Raw genomic sequence first — 18,407 nt, forward strand, 5'->3', positions numbered from 1 at the left:
TTGCCCACCCCGCTCGACCACGAGTTCGTCCGCGCGGTGGCCGACGCCGCCGACCGGCTGGCCGCCCCGCTGGCGTCCGGCCCCGACGACGAACCCGCCGGGGTGACCCACCGCGCTCTGGCACGCCGGGTGAAGACCCTGGTCGCGGCGTACCGTTCCCCGGACTCGGCACTGCACGGCAGCAGGCAGGTCATCGCCGCCACGATGGCCCACCTCGGCGCCCTCCGGGCCGCGCAGACCACCACCGGCCTCTTCGCCGGCGGCGACAACGTGCAGTCACCGCCGGACTCCGCGTTCACCGTCAACGACGTGTGCGACGCGCACGTCCTCGCCGCGGGCGCGGGGCCGGAACTGCGCGACGTCACGGCCGAGATCGCCGAGATCGCCGGCGCCGCCTCCGGCAGTCTCCTGACCGGTGGGGTGCACACCCCGAACCACCGCTGGGAGCTGTGCGCGGCGCTGGCCCGACTGCACCGGTCGTTCCCGGACAGCCGGCTGCTCGACCGCATCGACGCGTGGCTCGCCGAGGGCGTCGACATCGATGCGGAGGGCCTGTACTCGGAGCGGAGCGCCAACTACGCGGCCCACGTGTCCAACCCGTCACTGCTGCTCCTGGCCGCCGTCCTCGGCCGCACCGACCTGTGGGACGCCGTCGAACGCAACCTCACCGCGACCCTGGACCTCATCAGACCGGACGGCACGGTGGAGACCGTCCACTCGCGACGGCAGGACCAGAATCACCCGTTCCCGCTGGCGCCCTACCTGCCGCACTACCGGCTGCTCGCGATCCGCACCGGCCGACGCGACTTCAGCCGGGCGGCGCGGCTGGCGGCCGCCGACGGCATCGACGACCCCGACCTGCTCGCCGAGACCCTCCTCACCCCCGACCTGTGCCGCGTGCTGCCGAAACCGGCGCCGGAACCCCTTCCCCGCGACCGGTACATCACCACGGCGCGCCTTGCCGCACGTGCCTCCGCCACCGCCCACAGCGTCCTGTACGGCGGCTCGGACGTGCCCGAGCACCGGCGCATCCACTCGGGCCTCGCCTGCAATCCCACCTTCCTGCGCCTGTTCGCCGGCGACGCCGTCCTCGACGCGGTCCGCCTCTCACGGGGATTCTTCGACCTGGGCCCGTTCCGCGCCGCCGGCATGCAACAGCTCGCCGACAACCGGTTCCGGCTCACCGAAACCCTCACGGCCGCCTACTACCAGCCGTTCCCGCCGGAACGGCGACGGGACGACGGCGCCTACCGTATGGCGGACGAGGGACGCTTCTCGGCCGCGATGGCCTTCCCGGACCGGCCTCGGGACGAGGTCTCCCACACGACCCGCGTCGAAGCGGATCTGAGGGAGGACGGTGCCGACCTGCGGATCGACATCAGCGGACCAACAGTGCCCTGGGCCCTCGAACTGACCTTCCGGCCGGGCGGCGTGCCAGAGGGCGCCGTACCGATCGGCGACGGACACTGGTGCCTGACGACCGGGCCGATGACCTACCGGGTCGGTGACGACGAGATCCAGGTCGAGGCCGACGTCGAGGCAGGCGAACCGCTCGCCGGGCCGGACCGGGGCGACGTACTACGGTACGACCCGGGTCAGGACCACACCGTGGTGGGCGGCACCGACGCGACGACCGGGCCCCGCGTCTACATCGGTGGGCACGGCCCTCACACACTGACCGTCGCACTGCGCGCCCGCCGTCCCTCGCCTGTCGTCTGACCCGACAAACCACGCCATGGCCACCTCCGGCATGAAGGGCTGATCCACCCGTGCACCTCCTCCGCCAGCTCGGCCCGCTGCACGACCTGCCGGACACGCCCGAGGCGTATGACGCGGTCCTCGCCGACGTTGTGGAGCAGGCCCTGGCCCGCCTCACGCCCGAGGGCAATCTCGAACACCCCGACTGTGTGGACGACGTCGGCGACACCTCCCTCGGCGTCACCTCCCTGCTGGCGCTCGCCTGGCAGCGCACGAAGGACCCGCGTCTGCCGGAGGCCGTCAGCCGCGGCCTGCGCTTCCATCTGCGGGAGCGGGTCTTCACCGAGGACAACCCCGGCTACCCGAACCTGAGGAGGCGCGGCTCCGGACTGCCGTACGCCCGCTACGTACTGGAGGACGGCGCCCACCCCATCGGTGACTGGCCGAGCACGGTGTGGGCGTTGCTCCAAGCGGTCAACATCCTGGGCACGGCCGACCCGATCGTCCCCGACGAGGACCGCCGCGAACTGGTCGAGTTGGCGCACGGCTACTGGCTGTGGCTGACCGGCGCGACCTTCTTCAACCCGCAGGAGGCCGGTAACCAGGCCATCGGCTGCGTCGTCGGCGGGCTGATGCTCGCAGGCCATCTCCCCAAGGAGGAAGGGGAGTCGGTCCGTGCGCGGGCGATGAGTCTGTACGCCGACGAGATCCGCGCCCGCCGCGTCCGCGACCCGGGCGCCCTGCTGCCCCCGGAGCACGGCGGCGCGTACGACAACAACTACGGGCCGATCTCCCTCTCCTTCCTCGCCCAGGCCCACAAGGTCAGCGGGGAGCCGGTCTTCGCCGAGGACGGGGACGCGCTCGCCCGGTACCTCGACGCTCGTCTGACGGTGGGCGGCTTCGACATCGGCGGGCCGCGCTACAGCGAACAGCACTCCGGCTTCGAGGCCGTGCTCGGCCTGCGCCGCTTCGGCCGCCGGATCGGCGCCGACCTCGGCCGCTACCGTGGCGACACCCGCTGGGCCCGGCACGCGGTCGGGCCGGACGGCGCGATCGACGGCCACTTCGCGTTCATGCTGGTCTGGCAGATCCAGGACGCCACGCGCTGGCACCGGACGCCGTCGACGAACCCCGCACGGCATCAACTGCGCGCGGGCACGGTCTCGGTGGCCTTCGACCAGCGGATGACCCCTTCACTGGTCGAGGCGGCGGGCACGTACTACCTGCCCGCCGTGGTCAACCGACAGCACGGCTTCGGCCCGGTCGTCGACGGCTTCCTGCTCAGCCGCCCCATGGGCGAGGTACGGGTGCGCGACCTCGAGAGCGACGGCCTGAGCGCCAAGCTCGTCACCAAGCCGGTCGTCGGCCGCGACCACGTGCTGCGACACGTCCGGTCGTTGTACGTCACCGACGGCGTGAGCCTGTGGACCACGGTCGCCGTCGAACGCCTCGACGGGACGCCGTACCTGCTCGCCGGACTGCCGTACGCCACCGACGACGGGGACCGGGTGCGCAGGACCGCCGAGGCCGCCGTGACCTCGGCCGGCCCGCTCAGGCTGACACATCCCCGCGCGGACGGCGTGGACCACTTCGACGCCCGCTCCGAGACGACCCAGGAGCTGGCGGCTTTCGCCCTGGCCGCGGACCCGCGCGGCTACGGCAACCCGGACGAGGGCTGGCGCCACCTCGTCGCCTCCACGGCACTCGAAGCCGGACCGGCTCCCGGCGCCCCGCAGGACCTGCACGTCTTCGCCGTGCGCTACGGCTCCCCGGGCCCTCTCGCCCCCACCTTCGCAGACACACCGGCGGGCCTGACGATCCGCACCGAGGCGTTCACCGCGCTGATCGGGAATCCCGCGGGTGATGACCGAGGGGAACCCGCGCTGGAACTGCGGCGGCGGTGACCTCCGCGCCGACCACCAGGTCGGCACGGTCCCGTGTCGCGGCGACCAGGTCGGCGTTGCGCTGGTCCGTGCCGAGCACCCAGGCCACCGCCGTGTCGTGGTCCTTGCCGAACTCCTCGTGGCGGTCGACGAGGCGACGTACGCGCTCTTCCTCGTCGAGCTCGCAGAACCACACCTCGTCCATCCGTGACCGTACGCGCGCCCACGCCCCGTCCCCCAGCAGCAGGTAGTTGCCCTCGGTGATGATCAGGCGGGCGCTGCGGAATACCGGGACGGCGCCCGCGATCGGCTGCTCCAAGGTCCGCTCGAAGCCCGGCGCGTAGACGATGTCGTCCTCCTCCTCGTCACGCAGCCTGCCCAACAGCGCCGCGTACCCCGCCGCGTCGAAGGTGTCCGGAGCGCCCTTGCGGTCCCGGCGGCCCAGCCGGTCCAGCTCGACGTCCGCGAGATGGAACCCGTCCATCGGCACATGCGCGACCAGGCCGGGCACGTCGCCGTTCAGCTCCCGGACCAGGCGCTCGGCCAGCGTCGTCTTGCCCGCGCCAGGGCTTCCCGCGATCCCGAGAATCGCACGCCGACCGGGGCGCACCAGCGCCGCGGCCCGCTCCACGAGGTCGTCGAAGGTCATGAGCGGGGCCTGCGCACGACCGCCGACCCGCCCTCCAGGTCGATCGTCGTACACGGCAGAAGGCCGAAGTGTCCGGCGCGCAGCAACAGCTGGTCCGCGAAGGCCGCTAGAGTCAGCAGGATGACCAGTCCCGGCAGGGTCATGAAGACGGCGAATCCCATGCCACCAGTATCCAGGGTGCGAGAGTGGGATTCGGCCAGGCTTCGGCGACCGAGGGTCAGGGACCGGTCATTCCGCCTATGCTCATCAAGCTGTTGAATATTGGTCAATAAAGGGCGCCGCAGCCGCCGTCCACGGGGAGAACGTCATGTCGCAGCAACGCCCTACGCTCGTCCCCCACAGCTACCGGGCGTATTTCGACCACCTGCTCGCCTGCCAGAAGTGCAGCGAGCCCCCGAGGCGATGCGGCGACGGCAGCGCCCTGTACCGGACCTACCGGTCCGACCTGAAGAAGTCATGAGCCCGGCCGGCTGTCCGGCGCGGGGGTGCGGCCGGACGGGCGGGTCCGGCCGCACCTTCGCGCGTCAGTCGCGGGCGATACCCGGCGCGATGTCCTCGTGGCGCTCCACGGTGGTCGCCGAGGAGGTAGCGCTGCGCAGCTTCGCGGTCGTCGGCTTGCCGCAGAACGCGGATTCCAGTGTGCGGGCCATCGTGTTCAGCACGTTCACGTTGTTCGAGGTGTTGGCGAGCGCGGTGACGCTGCGCTTGCCGTCCTTCGAGGCGAAGGCGTACGTGTAGTAGCCCTGCACGGTGCCGGTGTGCCCGTACACCGAGATACCGCAGGACAGGTCACGGCGGCGCAGGCCGAGGCCGTACCCCTGGGTGCTGTTGACCGTCGTCCACTGCTGCATCTGCGCGAGCTGCGCGGCGGACATGAGCTGCCCGCTCATCAGCGCGGAGAAGAACGTGTCCAGGTCCTGCGTGCTGGAGATGATCGCGCCCGCGCTCTGCGCCCAGGACACCGTCTGCTCGGTGGAGTCGACCAGGGCCCCACCGGCCTCGTCCGGCGTGAGGTAGCCGTTGGCGTGCGTGCCCGGGATGACGGTGTCGGGGTGCACGTAGAAGGTGTCGGTCAGATTCAGCGGCGTGAAGATGCGGTTCTGGTACTCCGTGGCCACGGAGTGGCCGGTGAGCTTCTCGATGAGCATGCCCGCGACGACGAAGTTCGTGTTGGAGTACGAATAGGCCGCGCCCGGTGCGTTGGTGACCCCGTGCTTGAGGGACAGGGTGATCAGGTCCTGGTAGCTGAAGACCTTGTTGCGGACGGACTCGAAGCCCGGGACCGTCTGCGCGAACATGTCGTTGGTGTAGTCGTACAGCCCGCTGCGGTGGCTCATCACCTGACGCACGGTGATCCGGTCGTCGGGCAGCAGCCTGGGCAGATAGGTGTTCACCGAAGCGTCCAGGTCGAGCTTGCCCTCGTCCACCAGTTGCAGCAGGACCACGGCGGAGAAGCTCTTGGTGACGCTGCCGACGCGGAACCGGTCGGTCGTGGTGATCGCACGCCCGGTGGCCCGGTCGGCGACTCCCTCCGACAGCCGGTGGACCGTGCCGTTGTCGTCGACCCGCACCATCGCACCGGGGGCTCCCTGGGAAAGGGCCGTGTGCAGCACCGCCTGTAGACCGGCGTCGTCGGGTGCCGGCAGATCCGCGGCCGCGGCGGTGCCGGCCTGTGCGGGGACTGCGAGGAGGGCCAACAGCACCGCGCCCAGCGCCGTACCTCTGCCCACCGTTCCTGAGACCATCTGATTCTTCTCCCGAGTTCCCTCTGTGTACCGCGCCGCGGATGCGAACGTCGGCACCATCTCTACGCGCATGAGGGGCAGATGGGTTGCATGTCACGCGAAGGAAAGCGGAAAAGATCCTTCAGCGGCCGAAAAGCTGCGTCCAGTACGTGCCCGCCGTGCCGCCGCCCGCGAGGCCGATGCCTATGTGGGTGAAGTCGGGCTTGAGGATGTTGGCGCGGTGGCCCGGGCTGTTCATCCAGCCGCGGACGACCTCGGCGGGGGAGCGCTGGCCGCAGGCGATGTTCTCCCCGATGGTGCGGCGCTCGGAGCCCGCGGCGGCGGCCCGGTCCCACGGCTGGCTGCCGTCGGGGGAGGTGTGGGAGTAGAAGGCGCGGGCCACCATGTCGTCGCTGTGCGCCTGGGCCGCGGTGGTGAGCAGGGTGTCGACGGCGAGCGCTGCCAGGCCCTCCGCGGCGCGCTCGGCGTTGCTCAGCGCGACCACCTCACCCGCCGTCTGCTGCAGGCCCCCGTGGCTGAAGGGCCTGGCCCACAGCGCCGTCCAGTACAAGTCGCCGGAGCGCCGACCGGGGACGTACGCCAGCCCCGCCTGGCTGTACGCCGGGTTGTACAGCGTGTCGCGGGACTGCTCGGTGGTGAGGCAGTACTCCACGAACTCGCCCGGGGTGCGGGGGCCGGAGACGAGGTGCTCGCCGACGGTCAGATACGCGTATCCGGCGGACGTGATGCGCTGGTAGACGGAGATCCCCTGGGCGCTCTCGGAGCTGAGGAGTCCGCGCGCCGCCATGTCGGAGGCGTGGGCCCGGGCCGCGGTCGCGAGCCGCGCGTCGAGGGAGACGGGTGGGGAACCGGCCGCGCCGCGCACCGAGTTGACCAGGTCGAGGAAGCCGTCCGGGTCGGGAGCCGCCACCGGTGTCGGATCGCCCCCGGTGGCGTCCTCGGCGACCTCGACCCCGAAGTCCCGCGCGATGCCGGCCAGTCCGTCCGCGTATCCCTGGCCCAGTGCGCGCAGCTTCCACGCCGTGCCGCGTCGGTAGATCTCGGCGAGCAGCAGCACGGTCTCCCGCTGTGGGCGCGGGGGTGTGAACCGGGCGAGGGTGTGACCGTCCGGACCGCTGACGTGCAGGGTGGGAGCGGGCAGCCGGCCGAGCGGCGTACCGGGATCGGCCGGACTGACGACCACGGTGACGCGGCTCGCGCCGGACCGCAGGCGCGACGGGTCGACGGTGAGGTGCTCCCCGGTGAGCCGGGCGCCCGGCGCCGTCGGCTGGTTGTAGAACACGAAGTCGGCGTCGCCGCGCACCTTGCCGCTGTCGTCGGTGATGAGTGCGGAGACGTCGAAGGGACCCGGCACCCGGATCGTCAGGGTGCCGCCCGGCAGGGGCACATTGCCCCCGGGAACCAGCTCGCTCATCGTGCCGCCCGTCGAAGTGACGGTCCTCGCGGACCACCGACACGGGCGCACCCGCTACCCGCCCGCTCACACCGTCAACGTCCCGTTCGCTCCCGAGGGTTCCCACGCTCCGCGGCACCGCGTGCGTCGATCGCCTCGGGTGGGCGCAACGACCGCAGCGCGAGCAGGAGTACGCCGATGTCGTCCAGGTAGATCGGGTCGGGCAGCAGGTCGGTCGGCAGCAGGAGATAGGCGACCGCACCCCAGAACACCCAGCGGGACCCGGTCGGAAGCCCGGCGCGCCTGAGGTCACGGCGGGTGCGCACGAGCCGTACCAGGACCGCGATCGCCACCCCGAGCGCGGCGGCACCCAGGAGCGCGACGATGAGGACCACCGTCCATGTCGTGGAGTCCATGAGTTCCGTCCAGAGCTCTCGTAGGGCAGTTCCTCCCCTTCGTGTTCCCGCTCGCCCGGTTCGTACCGCCCCGAAACACCGGCCGGTTCAGGCCGAGCCGGCGGCGACGCAGAACTCGTTGCCCTCCGGGTCGGCCATCACCACATGGTGCCCGTCGAACTCGTCCAGGACGGAGCCGCCCGCCTTCACGAGCCGCTCGGACTCCGCCCTGATCCGTGCCCACCGCTCTTCGGGTCCGCCGTGTCCCGGCACGCGGACGTCGATGTGAAGGCGGTTCTTCGCGGTCTTCGGCTCGGGGACCTTGAGGATGGACAGGCGGGGGCCGACGCCGTCGGGATCGCAGAGCCACGCGCCGTCGTCCGCGGAGTCGTCCTCCGGAAGGTCGAACTGCGCGAGCCACTCCTCGCGGGTGGTGAAGGGAGCGGGCGGAGGCTCGTCGATGTACCCGAGTGCCGTCTTCCAGAACTCGGCGAGGAGTTTCGCGTCCGCGCAGTCAAGGGTCAGATCGATTCTGGCTGCCATGACAGGACCGTACTGCGCGCCTCCGACAATCCGGCCGTACGGCTCCTACCGGCCCTCGGGAACGTCACGGCGGCAGAGAACGAAGTCGTCGAAGACGTGCCGTCCGGGGTGGTCGCCGACGGTGTCGATCGCCGCGCGGATGTCGTGCAGTTGGCCCGTCGTCATCTGCAGGGGCGGCTCGTCGGGCTGGTAGGTGGTGCGGACGGGATAGTCCACACCCGGTTGCCGGGACATCTCGATGTGGCAGCCGAGCACGTGCGTGACCGGCCGTTCGGCACAGAAGTCGATCAGGCGGTCGACGGTGCGGGTGAACGCGGCCCAGTCCTCGATGTACAGACGGCCGGGATAGACCGTGTCACCGGTGAGGAGGAAGCCGGTCCAGGGGTCGAAGAACGTCACCGCGGCCGTGTGGTGGCCGGGCGTGGCCAGGCACTCCAGGACCCGGCCGCCGAGATCGACGCGGGCGACGCCCTCGGGGTCGCCGTCGAAGCCGAAGAACGGCCAGGCCTTGTCGAGGGCCGCGTCGACGACCGTGGTGCCGGGACGGTCGGTGAACTGTCCGTCCCCCGCGACGTGGTCGCCGTGCGGGTGGGTGTGCAGCACCAACAGCTCGTAACCCTCCCGGGGACGGGCGGTCAGCCAGGTCTCCATCAGCTCGTCCACCACCCGGCGCAGCGGGAAGCAGTCGGCCGAGGCCGTGGCACCGGTGTCGATGAGCACGGCCCGTGTCTCGCCGAACAGCAGGAAAAGGAACGGCGCCTCGTAGTCGACGGCCATGTTCTGCCGCAGGATCACCGTGTGCGCGTCGTGGGCGTGGACCTGGATGTCCGGATCGGTGTTGTGCTTGGCCGACGGCGATCCGTGGATCCAGCGCACGTCCAGCGCCCGCGCACCCGCGGCCTTCTCCCCTGCTTCAGTGGTCTGTTCGGTCCTCGGCCTCTGGGTGTCCACGACGTCTCCCGGTGATGATCCCGCCGGGACCACCACCTGGACCCGGGACCTCAGTTTCGCCCGGCGTTGTGGTCGACGAGTGCCTGGGTCACCGCTCGGACGCTACGGGCGATGTGATTGAGCTGCAGCACTTCGGCGGCATACATCTTGATGGTGTGCTCGATGACCGATTCGTGCAGGCCGAGAGCGGGGAGTTCGGCCCGGGCGGTCTGCAGGGCGGTCCGGGCGACCCGGATCTCGTGCTGCACCTGGATCTGGGCGTGGCGGGCGAGCAGCACGGGGTGCTTCATGAGCACCGGGTAGCTCGCGTAGCGGGACGGCACCAGATCGCGCAGCCACTTGGTCGCGGAACGCTCCCAGTCGAAGCTGCCGGGGGTCTTGACCTGGCACGGCCAGTCCGAGGTGATCGGTGAGTACGTCGTCAGGGCCATGTTCATCGCTTCCGGGTTACGTCGGCGGCAAGGGTCAGCGGGTTATGGGGCGGCCCCGGTCTAGGGGATGGCCGGGGCCGCCACCACGGGCACCCGCTCACGCGGGGCCCGTCCGAACATCCGGGGCCCCATGCGGGTAGGAGCGGACGGCCCCGGATGGCCGTAGGACGTGACCCGGAGGCCTCCTGGTCGCATCCGGGAGAAGTATTTATATATACCGCCGGATACGCAAGGACATGAAAAAATTCATCCGCGATATGGGCGAATGATCCCGCGATGCCGTAATGGCAGGGGGTGGTGTGCCGGAGGAGAGCCGTGCGGGGTCAGTCCTTGAGGAAGAACTGGTGCTGCTCCGCGATCTGCTCGTACTCCTCCAGCCGGGCCTGTGTCCGCTCCGGATCGGCGTCGGACATGGCCTGGAGGAGCGCCGCCGACATCATGACGGGCGCGGCGTAGGAGTCGAAGACGAGACGGGCCCCGGTGCCTACGGTGAAGGTGGCGTCGGCCTCGTCCGCGAGCGGTCCGAGCGCCAGGTCGGTGATCAGGGCGACCTTCAGCCCCGCGCTGCGCGCGACCCGCACCGCGGTCAGCGTCTCCTGGGCGTGCCGGGGCATTCCGAAGGCGAGCAGCCAGGTGCCGCCCGCCTCGCGCGACTGGAGCAGCGCGTCGTAGGCGACGCTCCCGCCGCGCGTCACCAGCCGCACATCGGGGTGGATGCGGCGGGCGGCGTACGCGAAGTACTCGGCCAGCGACACCGAGATGCGCAGGCCGAGAACGGTGAGCGGGGTCGACTGCGACAGCGCGCGGCCGATGGTGATCACCTGGTCCGGATCGGCGAAGTCGCGGCGCAGGTTCTCCAGGTTCTCGATCTCGGCGTCCACCGCCAACTGCAGCTCGTTGCCGTGGTCCTCCGCGGGCGCGCCCGGGGTGCCGGAGAGTGTGCTGAGCGCGATGGCCTGCAGTTTCTCCCGCAGTGCGGGGTAGCCGCTGAAGCCGACCGCCGCGGCGAAGCGGGTCACCGAAGGCTGGCTGACCCCGACGCGCTCGGCGAGATCGGTGATCGACAGGAACGCCGCCTCGGTGATGTGCTCGATCAGGTACTGGGCGATACGGCGCTGCCCGGGCGAGAGCCGGGGGCCGTCGAACAACTCCCTGAGCTGGGACGTGGGTGCCGCGCCCACCTCCGGAGCCGTCTTCCCCGAGGTGATCGCAGACGCCTGAGCGCGTGCCTGCTGCGGCGATGGCACCGATGTGCCTCCTTCGTGTCCCACGAGAACTCAACATAGCTCACGGACCGTGTTGACCAGGGCATGGATGACCACACGCCGTAGCTCGGCGGGCGTGGAACGTGAGGTCGGGAGCCCGCTGGGCGATATGGCCCGGTGTGAGCGGGAGGCCGTACGGCCCGGGTTCTGCTCCATGAAGATCGCATCAGGATGTGAACCTGGTCTGATTCACGACAAGTTGACGACAGGCCATGGACAGCGGCTGAGACGGGTGTTGAGGATGGGAGTCCCCATCCGTAGGAGTTGTTCATATGCGTAGACGACGCCTGCTGACCGGTGGAGCCGCCCTCGCGGCCGCCGCCTCGCTCCAGCCCGCCCTCACGGACACCGCGCAAGCCGCTCCGCCCGCCGCGCCGCTGTCCTCCGGAGCCGCGGTCGTCGCCGTCCTGCGACGCGTGGCCGACCAGTGGATCGGCGCGCACACGGACCCCGGCGACAACGGTTGGGCCAACGCCACCTTCTTCAGCGGACTGCTCGCCCTCCAGCGCCTGACCGGCAGTCCCCGCTATCTGGCGTACGCCAAGAACTGGGCCGAGAAGCACGCGTACGGCCTCAACGGCGGGGTCACCACGCGCCATGCCGACAATCACAACGCCGGGCAGGCCTACCTCGACCTGTACGAGATCGAGCCGGAGGAGAGCAAGATCTCCGCCATCGAGGAATCGCTCCATCGCATGGTCTACACCGATCAGCCGGACAAGAACGACGACTGGTGGTGGGACGACGCCCTGCATATGGCGATGCCTCCGTTCGCCAGGATCGGAGTGCTCCGCGGCGACCCGCGGTACTGGCAGAAGTTGTACGCCCTCTACGACCACACCAAGCGTGTGGAGGGCGGACCCGGCCTGTACGACGCCGACACGGGGCTCTGGTATCGGGACAAGCGGTTCCTCCCCGGGGTCCCCGGCGGGATCCTCTCGCCCGCGGGCAAGCCGGTGGTCTGGTCGCGCGGCAACGGCTGGGTGGCGGGCGGACACGCCAAGACGCTCAAGGCGCTGCCGCCCGCTGAGCGGCACACCGGTGAGTACCGCGACACCCTTGTACGTCTGGTGACGGCCGTCGCCGGGATCCAGCGCACCGACGGCTTCTGGAACGTCAACCTCGCCGACGCCACCCATCTGCCGGGCCCCGAGACGAGCGGCACCTCCTTCTTCCTCTACGGCACCTCCTACGCGATCCGGGCCGGCCTCGTCGACCGGCGTACCCACCTCCCGGTCGTGGTCCGCGCCTGGAACGGCCTCGTCAGCACGGCCGTACACCCCGACGGCTTCCTCGGCTACGTGCAGAACGTCGGCGACCGCCCCGAATCCAGCCAGCCCGTCACCTACGACAGCACCGCGAACTTCGGTGTGGGTGCCTTCCTGCTCGCCGGAACCGAACTCGCCCGCCTGGCCGGACCCTGACGTGACACACCGGTGCCCCCGCCATGTGCGGCGGGGGCACCGGTGCGTCGCTGTCAGGGCTGCGCGGTGAGCGTGAAGCTCTGTGCCGTGGAGCCGTCGCAGGTGCGCTGGGTGAGCTGGACGCTGTTCGTCGAGGCGCTCGCCGCGGTCAAGCACTTGCCGCTGTGGCGAGCCGTGAAGTGGTAGCGCCCGGTGCTCTCCTTCACCGGCAGCCACTGCTGGTTCTGTCCACCCGAGTAACTCCACAACTGGAGCGGCGCGTTGTCGGCCGTCGAGACACCGGTCACGTCGATGACCTGCTGTGGATTGACACGGATGGCGGCCTGCCGGTACCCGCTGTCGGTCGAGCGGAACTGGAACTGCTGGGCCTGGGTGCCGTTGCAGGCGTACTGCTGGATCACGGTCCCGTTCGCCGTGGCGGCCGAACGGGCGTCCACACAGGTGCCGTTGCCGGCATTCGTCAGCGAGTACCAGGCGGTCTCGGAGGGGGAGTCGGCCGGGGGCGTGCCGGTGTCGGCCCCTCCCAGCCACTTCAGGCCGTCCAGCAGGAACTGATTCTGTGTGGCGCTCGCGAAGGTCGACGACAGACGCGTGTTGGTCGAGTAGTTCATCGCGTTGTGGCCGAAGTTCGCGTACAGCATCCTGTACTGCGTGTTGGTCCACAGGATCGGGTAATAGCCGCTGTACCAGGACTGGTTGGGATCAGTCCCCACCGGGAAGCTGCTGGGGTCGATCGAGGCCAGGATCTTGATGTTCGGGTTCTGCCGCAGATCGTTGGACCAGCTGTACCACTCGCTGACCGACGAGGTGAACGTGGCCGGCAGGTTCTTGGTGGCCGCGTGCGTCCGGTCCTCCACCTTCAGGGTCACCGACGTCGGACCCCAGGTGTTCGACTGGATGTTCCCGGAGCCGAGGAACTGGTTGTGGTACCAGGACCAGCTGGCGGCATCGGTCGTGAAGGCGGAGACATGGAAGCCCATCCAGGCACCGCCACCCCGCATGTACGCCTCGAATCCGGCCCGCTGGGCGGACGTCTGCGGCAAGTCGTCCAGGAAGAGGACGACTTGGTAGGCGTTGACCCCGCCGTTGGCGAGCAGGTCCCAGTTGGTGCTGGCCGTGTAGGTGAAGCCGTTCGCCGCGGCCTGCTGCGGAAACCAGACGTTGGCCTCCTTGTCGAAGTCGATGTGCGCCGCGTCGTAGGTGCCGCTGTAGAGCGCGAGCACCTTGAACGGGGTCGCCGCGGTGCTCGCGTGGGCGGCGGGCGGTACCGCGAGGCCGAGCAGCGCCGCCAGCAGGAGGAGGATTCTCAGGGCCGCGCGGGTGGAACCGGATCTGATGGTGTGCATCTGCTGATCGATCCTTTCCGTGCGGTTTACGGGTAGTTGGTGAGGTAGGCGACGTTGGTGCTGGAGTTGGACGGTCCTCCCGTGCTGTTGATGATGTGGCTGATGGTGCCGACACCACCCAGCGAGACAGTCACCATGTCGTGGAACTTGACCCCGGACACGCTCGGCACCTCGAAGGCGTGATCGGCGACCACGCTCGAGTTGGCGCTGAAGTAGCAGTAGCTGCCCAGACCCCACGCCTCGTGGCTGGTGACGGACGAGGCGACCTTGTAGGCGGGATAGCCCTTCCCGGTGCCGTTCATCCAGGAGGCCTGGTTGGGCGGGTCGTAGGGCATCTCGTTCTGGAAGAAGTACGTTCGGCCACCGTTGCCGTTCCAGGTGACCTGGGTCTTCTGGTAGTGCTCGACGAACAGGCCGTACGCGGTCACGTTGTTGCCGTTGACGGTCAGGCCGTTGTCCGCCGTGTTGGTCGTCCAGCCGACCGTGCCGGAGTTGCCGTGGTCGGCCCGCCAGATCCAGGTGTGGTCGATGATCGTGTTGGCGCTGTTGATCACCAGCGAGTTGGTCGCCTTGCCGACGGTGGCGCCGCCGATCCGGATGAAGACGTCGGACAGCTGCGTCGGGTCGGCCGCGTGGGTGGCGGACGAACCGGACGGTCCGATCTGCATCAGGGTCGTGGAGTTGGTGGTGCCCGCGTCGATCAGCAGGCCCGCCAGCTGGATGCCGTCCACGTCGGCGGTGGTGACGGCGGTGATCCCGCCGTCCGGCACGAAGGTGGCCAGGCCCATGCCCAGCACCACCGTGTCGGGGCGCGTGATGTTGATCGTCTGGTTGAGGTGGTAGACGCCGGGGGTGACCAACAGGTTCTTGCCCGCCGCGAGGGCCGTGTTCATGTCCGCCGCGGTGGCGCCGGGCTTGACGATGTAGAACTGGTCGATCGGCAGGGACTTGCCCGCCGGGGTCTTCCCGCTCCACGTGGTGCCGACGGCGTTGGACTGCAGACCGGGCACGAACACCTGGTAGGCGCCCGCGCTGTCGACGTACAGGAACGGCTTCTCGCGGATCGTCGGGGAACTGGCGACGTTGGTGTACGTCGGGAAGGACTGGGCGGGCGCGCCCTGGTCACCGACGAAGACCATGTTCCAGTTGGAGCCGGACCAACTGCCCATCTGTGAGTTCCGGGTGAGGAACTGCTGCTGGGTGCCGGACTGGATCTGTCCGTCGACCTTGGTGTCGGAGATGAAGCCGCCGCTGGACCAGCCGCCGTCGTCGAGCGCGAGGTTGCCGCGCACGTGCATGCGCCGGTAGGGGGCGGCCTGGGAGACGGCCCAGCGGTCGGTGCCGCCGGTGGGGTTGACCGACAGGTTCTCGGCGTCGCGCCAGAAGTTCTGGGTGGCGTTGCCCTGGAACCAGTCGGCCTCCGCGTGCACGGAACCGTTGATGGTCACGTCGTCCGGCGAGAAACCGAGGCCTGCGACCTGCGTGTAGAAGCCGACGTTGGCGTTGGCGCTGTAGGTGCCGGGCTTGAACAGCAGGGCCTGGCGGGCCGAGCCGAACTGGTTGGTCTCCTGCTGGGAGAAGACCGAGTCCAGCTTGGACTGGATGCCGGCCGCCGACATCGACGGGTCGAACACCGTCACGTTGGGACCGAAGTCCGGAGTGCCCGGCGGGTTCGTCGTGCCGCCACCCAGAGTGAAGGACTGCGCGGCGGTGCCGTTGCAGGTGTACTGCGCCAGCTGCACGCTGTCCGCGGTGGAGGCGCTCGGGACGTCCAGACACTTCCCGCTGTTGCGGTTGACGAGGTGGTAGGCGCCGTCGGCCTCGGCGACGGGCAGCCACTGCTGGTTGTTGCCGCTGGAGTACGTCCACAGCTGGACGGGCGCGGAGTCGGCGGTGGAGACGTCGGTGACGTCCCACGCCTTTGTGGCGTCCAGGTTGCTGTTCACGCGGTAGTAGCCGCCGCTGGTGGCCACCAGCTGCCAGTTCTGCGCGGTGCTTCCGTTGCACGCGTACTGCTGGACGGCGGTGCCGTCGGCACTCGCGGCCGAACGGGCGTCGACGCACTTGCCGCTGCCCTTGTTGACCACGGTGGTGTAGCCGGTCGGTAGGGCGGCGGCCGCCGCGGTCTGCGCGCTCGCCGAGTCCTGCGAGGCGAACTCGATGCCGGACGCGGTGGTCGCCACGAGCGCGAACACGGTCAGAACCTTCGGTATCCGGTGGCGGCCGGACAGCCTCTTCTGTCTCAGCACGGATCTGGGCACGGATCTGGGCACGGATCTCTCCTGTGGTGATGGGGGGTGGGGGGAGTGCGGAGTGTGTCCGTCAGCCGGTGTACTTGGCGAAGATGCTGGTGAACTGCCAGTTGCTCTGGGCCACTCCGGAGCAGGTGTCGTCGTTCGGGTAGCCGCCCGGGCAGGGACGGTCACGGTTGGCCGACCAGAACGTCAGCCGCGCGAGGTGGTGCGTCTGCGCATAGCCGAGGATGGTCTGGAAGTCGGCGGTGGTGACGGTCTCGTTGTTGTCGGTGATGCCGTTCATGGAGGAGATGCCCATGTCCCGGTACGCCTGGTCGTCGCTGTAGCCGTACGCGTTCTTGAGGGCCGTCTTCAGGCCCTCCGCGGCCCGCTGGGTGAGCGTGCCCATGTTCTGGCCGGCGCCGCCGAAGTCGAACGGCATGATCGTCCAGGCGTCCACGGTCAGTCCGGACGCCGCGGCCCGGTTGATCAGGCCGGTGTCGGGGCCGCTCTGCCCGGTGCCGATGGTGACGTACACCTTGATGCCCGGGTTGTTGGCCTTGACGGTCTTGAGCGCGTCCACGGTGCGCTGCTGGACGGTCGTGTTGCTGTAGGCGTCGGCCTCGATGTCGATGTCGATCGCCTTGAGCCCGTACGCGTTGATGACCTTCTGGTACGCGGCGGCCAGTTCTCCGGCGCTGGAGCAGGAGCTCTCCAGCTTGTTGCCGCTGTAGCCGCCGAAGGAGGGGACGACGTCGCCGCCGGCCGAGCGCACGCTGTTGATGGTCTGCTGGTCGACGCCGCCGGTCAGCGCGCGGCCGCCGTCCCACTGCGGGTTGCAGTAGCCGTTGCTGAGGACGAAGGCCAGCGTGAACCACTTGACGCCGGTGGCGTTCATGACGGTGGTGGGGCTCGGCGGGTTGCCCCAGCCGTTGTAGAGGTACGGGGCGACGGCCATCGGCGCGGAGGGGGGCGTGCCTCCGCCGTCGGCGGCGGGCGCGGTCCACTTCTGGTTGGCGGCGCCGGTGCAGGTCCAGATCTGGATCGGCGTGCCGTTGGCCGAGGTGTTGCCGGTGACGTCGGCACACTTGTTCGCCTGCGGATTGACGAGGTCGCGGGCGGCGGAGACCGTCCACTTCTGGTTGGCGCCGCCCGTACAGTCCCACAGCTGGAGCTTGGCCCCGTCCGCGGTCGAGTTGCCGGTGACGTCAAGACACTTGCCGAGAGCCCGTACGGTTCCGTCGGAGCCGACGGTCCACTGCTGGGCGGTGGTGCCGTTGCAGTCGTAGAGCTGAACGGCCGTGCCGTTCGCGGAGTTCGCGCCGGCCACGTCGAGGCACTTGCCCGCGAGTCCGGTGATGGTCCCGGTGGCGGCGGAGGCGGGGGAGACGCTCAGGGCGCCGGCGGAGAGAGCGAACACCGCCGTGGTCAGAGTGGCGCGCAGCACGGTGGAGCGCGTGAGGGATTGTCTTGCCATCAGAGGGTCACAGCCCTTCGGGGAGGCTGGCAGTGGGGGGCGTTCATGTCCGTGAATGTTGAGTGCATTCATGGAGCTGTAGTGATCGGTGAACCTAAAGGTCTGAACCAAACTCGTCAAGAGATGAAGCAAAGCGGGCTTCGAATTGACCTGAGGTCGCAAGGAGTTGAACGCGTCGACCATCACGAGGGGGCCAACAGGTCACGATGCGGCGGGCCTTGAGGTGGGCGCCTGTACTCTGACCGCTCGTCGTCCCCGTACACGCCAACAGGCGTTCCTCACACCCCTGGTGCCCTCCTGATGACCAACCGTGTCCCGCGCCTTCCCCGCCGCGACGCCATGATGGATCCCGACCGGCTCGTCACCTTCGGCGACGCGGTGATAGCGATCGCCATCACGCTGCTCGCGCTCGACATCACCGTTCCCGAGGGACTGGCCGACGGCGAGGTCGGAGCCGCGCTGAGGGACGCCCTGCCCAAGTTCGGGGCGTATCTGCTGAGCTTCGCCGTCATCGGCGCTCTGTGGCTGGGCCAGCACGCGCTCTTCCGGCAGATCGCCGCGCTCGACAACTGGCTGCTCCGCCTCTATCTCGCTCTGCTCGCCGTCGTGGCCGCGCTCCCGTTCCCCACGCGTCTCATCAGCGAGTACGGCAACACCGCCGTGGCCACCTCGGTCTACGCGGCGACGATCGTCCTCGCCGTCGGGCTGCTCACAGCCATGTCCGCCCGCCTGTGGGCCAGTCCGGCCCTTGCCAAGCCGACCGTGCACCCCGCGCAGATCAGGCGGTCGGTCCTGAGGGGCCTCCTGACCGTCCTCGTCTTCGCGACCTCGATTCCGGTGTCGCTCGCCTCGCCGACTGCCGCCAAGTACTGGTGGCTCCTCACGGTTCCCGCGCGTCTGCTGTTCCGCGAGACGAGTACGCCCGACCACGAGCAACTGACCGCTGCCGTCGAGTGAGACCACCGCGCTTCGC

The 18,407-nt window shown here is 69.6% G+C and carries 17 protein-coding genes; 5 read left to right on the top strand and 12 right to left on the bottom strand.

Annotated features, from left to right (window positions below):
• Both KVT44_RS41975 and KVT44_RS41980 read left to right on the top strand, forming a co-directional pair.
• The gene (locus tag KVT44_RS41975; protein ID WP_217573152.1) at positions 1–1,719 is read left to right on the top strand and encodes a hypothetical protein; all 1,719 of its coding nucleotides are present in this window, start codon (positions 1–3) and stop codon (positions 1,717–1,719) included.
• Positions 1,720–1,769: 50 nt separating this feature from the next.
• Positions 1,770–3,602, top strand: coding sequence for a hypothetical protein (locus tag KVT44_RS41980; RefSeq protein ID WP_217573154.1), 1,833 nt, complete (start codon positions 1,770–1,772; stop codon positions 3,600–3,602).
• Here KVT44_RS41980 and KVT44_RS41985 read toward each other — a convergent pair.
• Both KVT44_RS41985 and KVT44_RS41990 read right to left on the bottom strand, forming a co-directional pair.
• Positions 3,532–4,230, bottom strand: coding sequence for a nucleoside/nucleotide kinase family protein (locus KVT44_RS41985; RefSeq protein WP_217573156.1), 699 nt, complete (start codon positions 4,228–4,230; stop codon positions 3,532–3,534). The two genes, KVT44_RS41980 and KVT44_RS41985, sit on opposite strands and share 71 nt — an antisense overlap.
• Positions 4,227–4,391, bottom strand: a complete 165-nt coding sequence (locus tag KVT44_RS41990) for a hypothetical protein (RefSeq protein ID WP_217573158.1) — start codon at positions 4,389–4,391, stop codon at positions 4,227–4,229. The genes KVT44_RS41985 and KVT44_RS41990 overlap by 4 nt, the downstream gene beginning before the upstream one ends.
• A gap of 146 nt (positions 4,392–4,537) precedes the next feature.
• Here KVT44_RS41990 and KVT44_RS41995 point away from each other — a divergent pair, with 146 nt between their 5' ends.
• On the top strand, positions 4,538–4,690 hold the full coding sequence (locus KVT44_RS41995) for a hypothetical protein (protein WP_180292724.1): 153 nt from the start codon (positions 4,538–4,540) through the stop codon (positions 4,688–4,690).
• A 64-nt stretch (positions 4,691–4,754) separates the two neighbouring features.
• Here KVT44_RS41995 and KVT44_RS42000 read toward each other — a convergent pair whose 3' ends face one another.
• From KVT44_RS42000 to KVT44_RS42030, 7 genes are all read right to left on the bottom strand, one after another.
• Positions 4,755–5,975: a serine hydrolase gene (locus KVT44_RS42000; RefSeq protein ID WP_217573160.1), complete on the bottom strand. Its 1,221-nt coding sequence runs from the start codon at positions 5,973–5,975 to the stop codon at positions 4,755–4,757.
• Positions 5,976–6,096: 121 nt separating this feature from the next.
• Complete coding sequence (locus KVT44_RS42005; protein WP_217573162.1) at positions 6,097–7,389, bottom strand: CAP domain-containing protein; 1,293 nt, start codon at positions 7,387–7,389, stop codon at positions 6,097–6,099.
• A 74-nt stretch (positions 7,390–7,463) separates the two neighbouring features.
• Complete coding sequence (locus KVT44_RS42010; protein ID WP_190170620.1) at positions 7,464–7,784, bottom strand: DUF1232 domain-containing protein; 321 nt, start codon at positions 7,782–7,784, stop codon at positions 7,464–7,466.
• A gap of 87 nt (positions 7,785–7,871) precedes the next feature.
• Positions 7,872–8,306: a VOC family protein gene (locus KVT44_RS42015; RefSeq protein WP_217573164.1), complete on the bottom strand. Its 435-nt coding sequence runs from the start codon at positions 8,304–8,306 to the stop codon at positions 7,872–7,874.
• Between the two features lie 45 nt (positions 8,307–8,351).
• Complete coding sequence (locus KVT44_RS42020; protein ID WP_308314254.1) at positions 8,352–9,257, bottom strand: MBL fold metallo-hydrolase; 906 nt, start codon at positions 9,255–9,257, stop codon at positions 8,352–8,354.
• Positions 9,258–9,307: 50 nt separating this feature from the next.
• Positions 9,308–9,688, bottom strand: coding sequence for a hypothetical protein (locus KVT44_RS42025; protein WP_075030200.1), 381 nt, complete (start codon positions 9,686–9,688; stop codon positions 9,308–9,310).
• 323 nt (positions 9,689–10,011) lie between these two features.
• Positions 10,012–10,935 carry a MurR/RpiR family transcriptional regulator gene (locus tag KVT44_RS42030; protein ID WP_099918882.1) on the bottom strand — a complete coding sequence of 308 codons (924 nt, stop codon included), beginning with the start codon at positions 10,933–10,935 and terminating at the stop codon, positions 10,012–10,014.
• A 290-nt stretch (positions 10,936–11,225) separates the two neighbouring features.
• Between KVT44_RS42030 and KVT44_RS42035 the strand changes: the two genes are divergently transcribed.
• The gene (locus KVT44_RS42035; RefSeq protein ID WP_217573166.1) at positions 11,226–12,377 is read left to right on the top strand and encodes a glycoside hydrolase family 88 protein; all 1,152 of its coding nucleotides are present in this window, start codon (positions 11,226–11,228) and stop codon (positions 12,375–12,377) included.
• 53 nt (positions 12,378–12,430) lie between these two features.
• Here the strand turns inward: KVT44_RS42035 and KVT44_RS42040 are convergent, their stop codons facing one another.
• The 3 genes from KVT44_RS42040 to KVT44_RS42050 all read right to left on the bottom strand — a co-directional run bounded on the left by KVT44_RS42040 (position 12,431) and on the right by KVT44_RS42050 (position 17,434).
• Complete coding sequence (locus KVT44_RS42040; protein ID WP_217573167.1) at positions 12,431–13,723, bottom strand: RICIN domain-containing protein; 1,293 nt, start codon at positions 13,721–13,723, stop codon at positions 12,431–12,433.
• Positions 13,724–13,749: 26 nt separating this feature from the next.
• Positions 13,750–15,906: an RICIN domain-containing protein gene (locus KVT44_RS42045; RefSeq protein ID WP_308314259.1), complete on the bottom strand. Its 2,157-nt coding sequence runs from the start codon at positions 15,904–15,906 to the stop codon at positions 13,750–13,752.
• A 139-nt stretch (positions 15,907–16,045) separates the two neighbouring features.
• Positions 16,046–17,434 carry a ricin-type beta-trefoil lectin domain protein gene (locus KVT44_RS42050; RefSeq protein ID WP_217573169.1) on the bottom strand — a complete coding sequence of 463 codons (1,389 nt, stop codon included), beginning with the start codon at positions 17,432–17,434 and terminating at the stop codon, positions 16,046–16,048.
• A gap of 300 nt (positions 17,435–17,734) precedes the next feature.
• On the opposite strand from KVT44_RS42050, the gene KVT44_RS42055 reads away from it, so the two are divergent.
• Entirely contained in the window at positions 17,735–18,391 is a 657-nt protein-coding gene (locus KVT44_RS42055; RefSeq protein WP_217573171.1) for a TMEM175 family protein, read from the top strand.
• Positions 18,392–18,407 lie beyond the last annotated feature (16 nt).

Origin of the sequence: Streptomyces sp. GbtcB7, from assembly GCF_019091445.1 — a bacterium.
In the GTDB taxonomy this organism is placed as follows: Bacteria; Actinomycetota; Actinomycetes; order Streptomycetales; family Streptomycetaceae; genus Streptomyces; species Streptomyces mirabilis.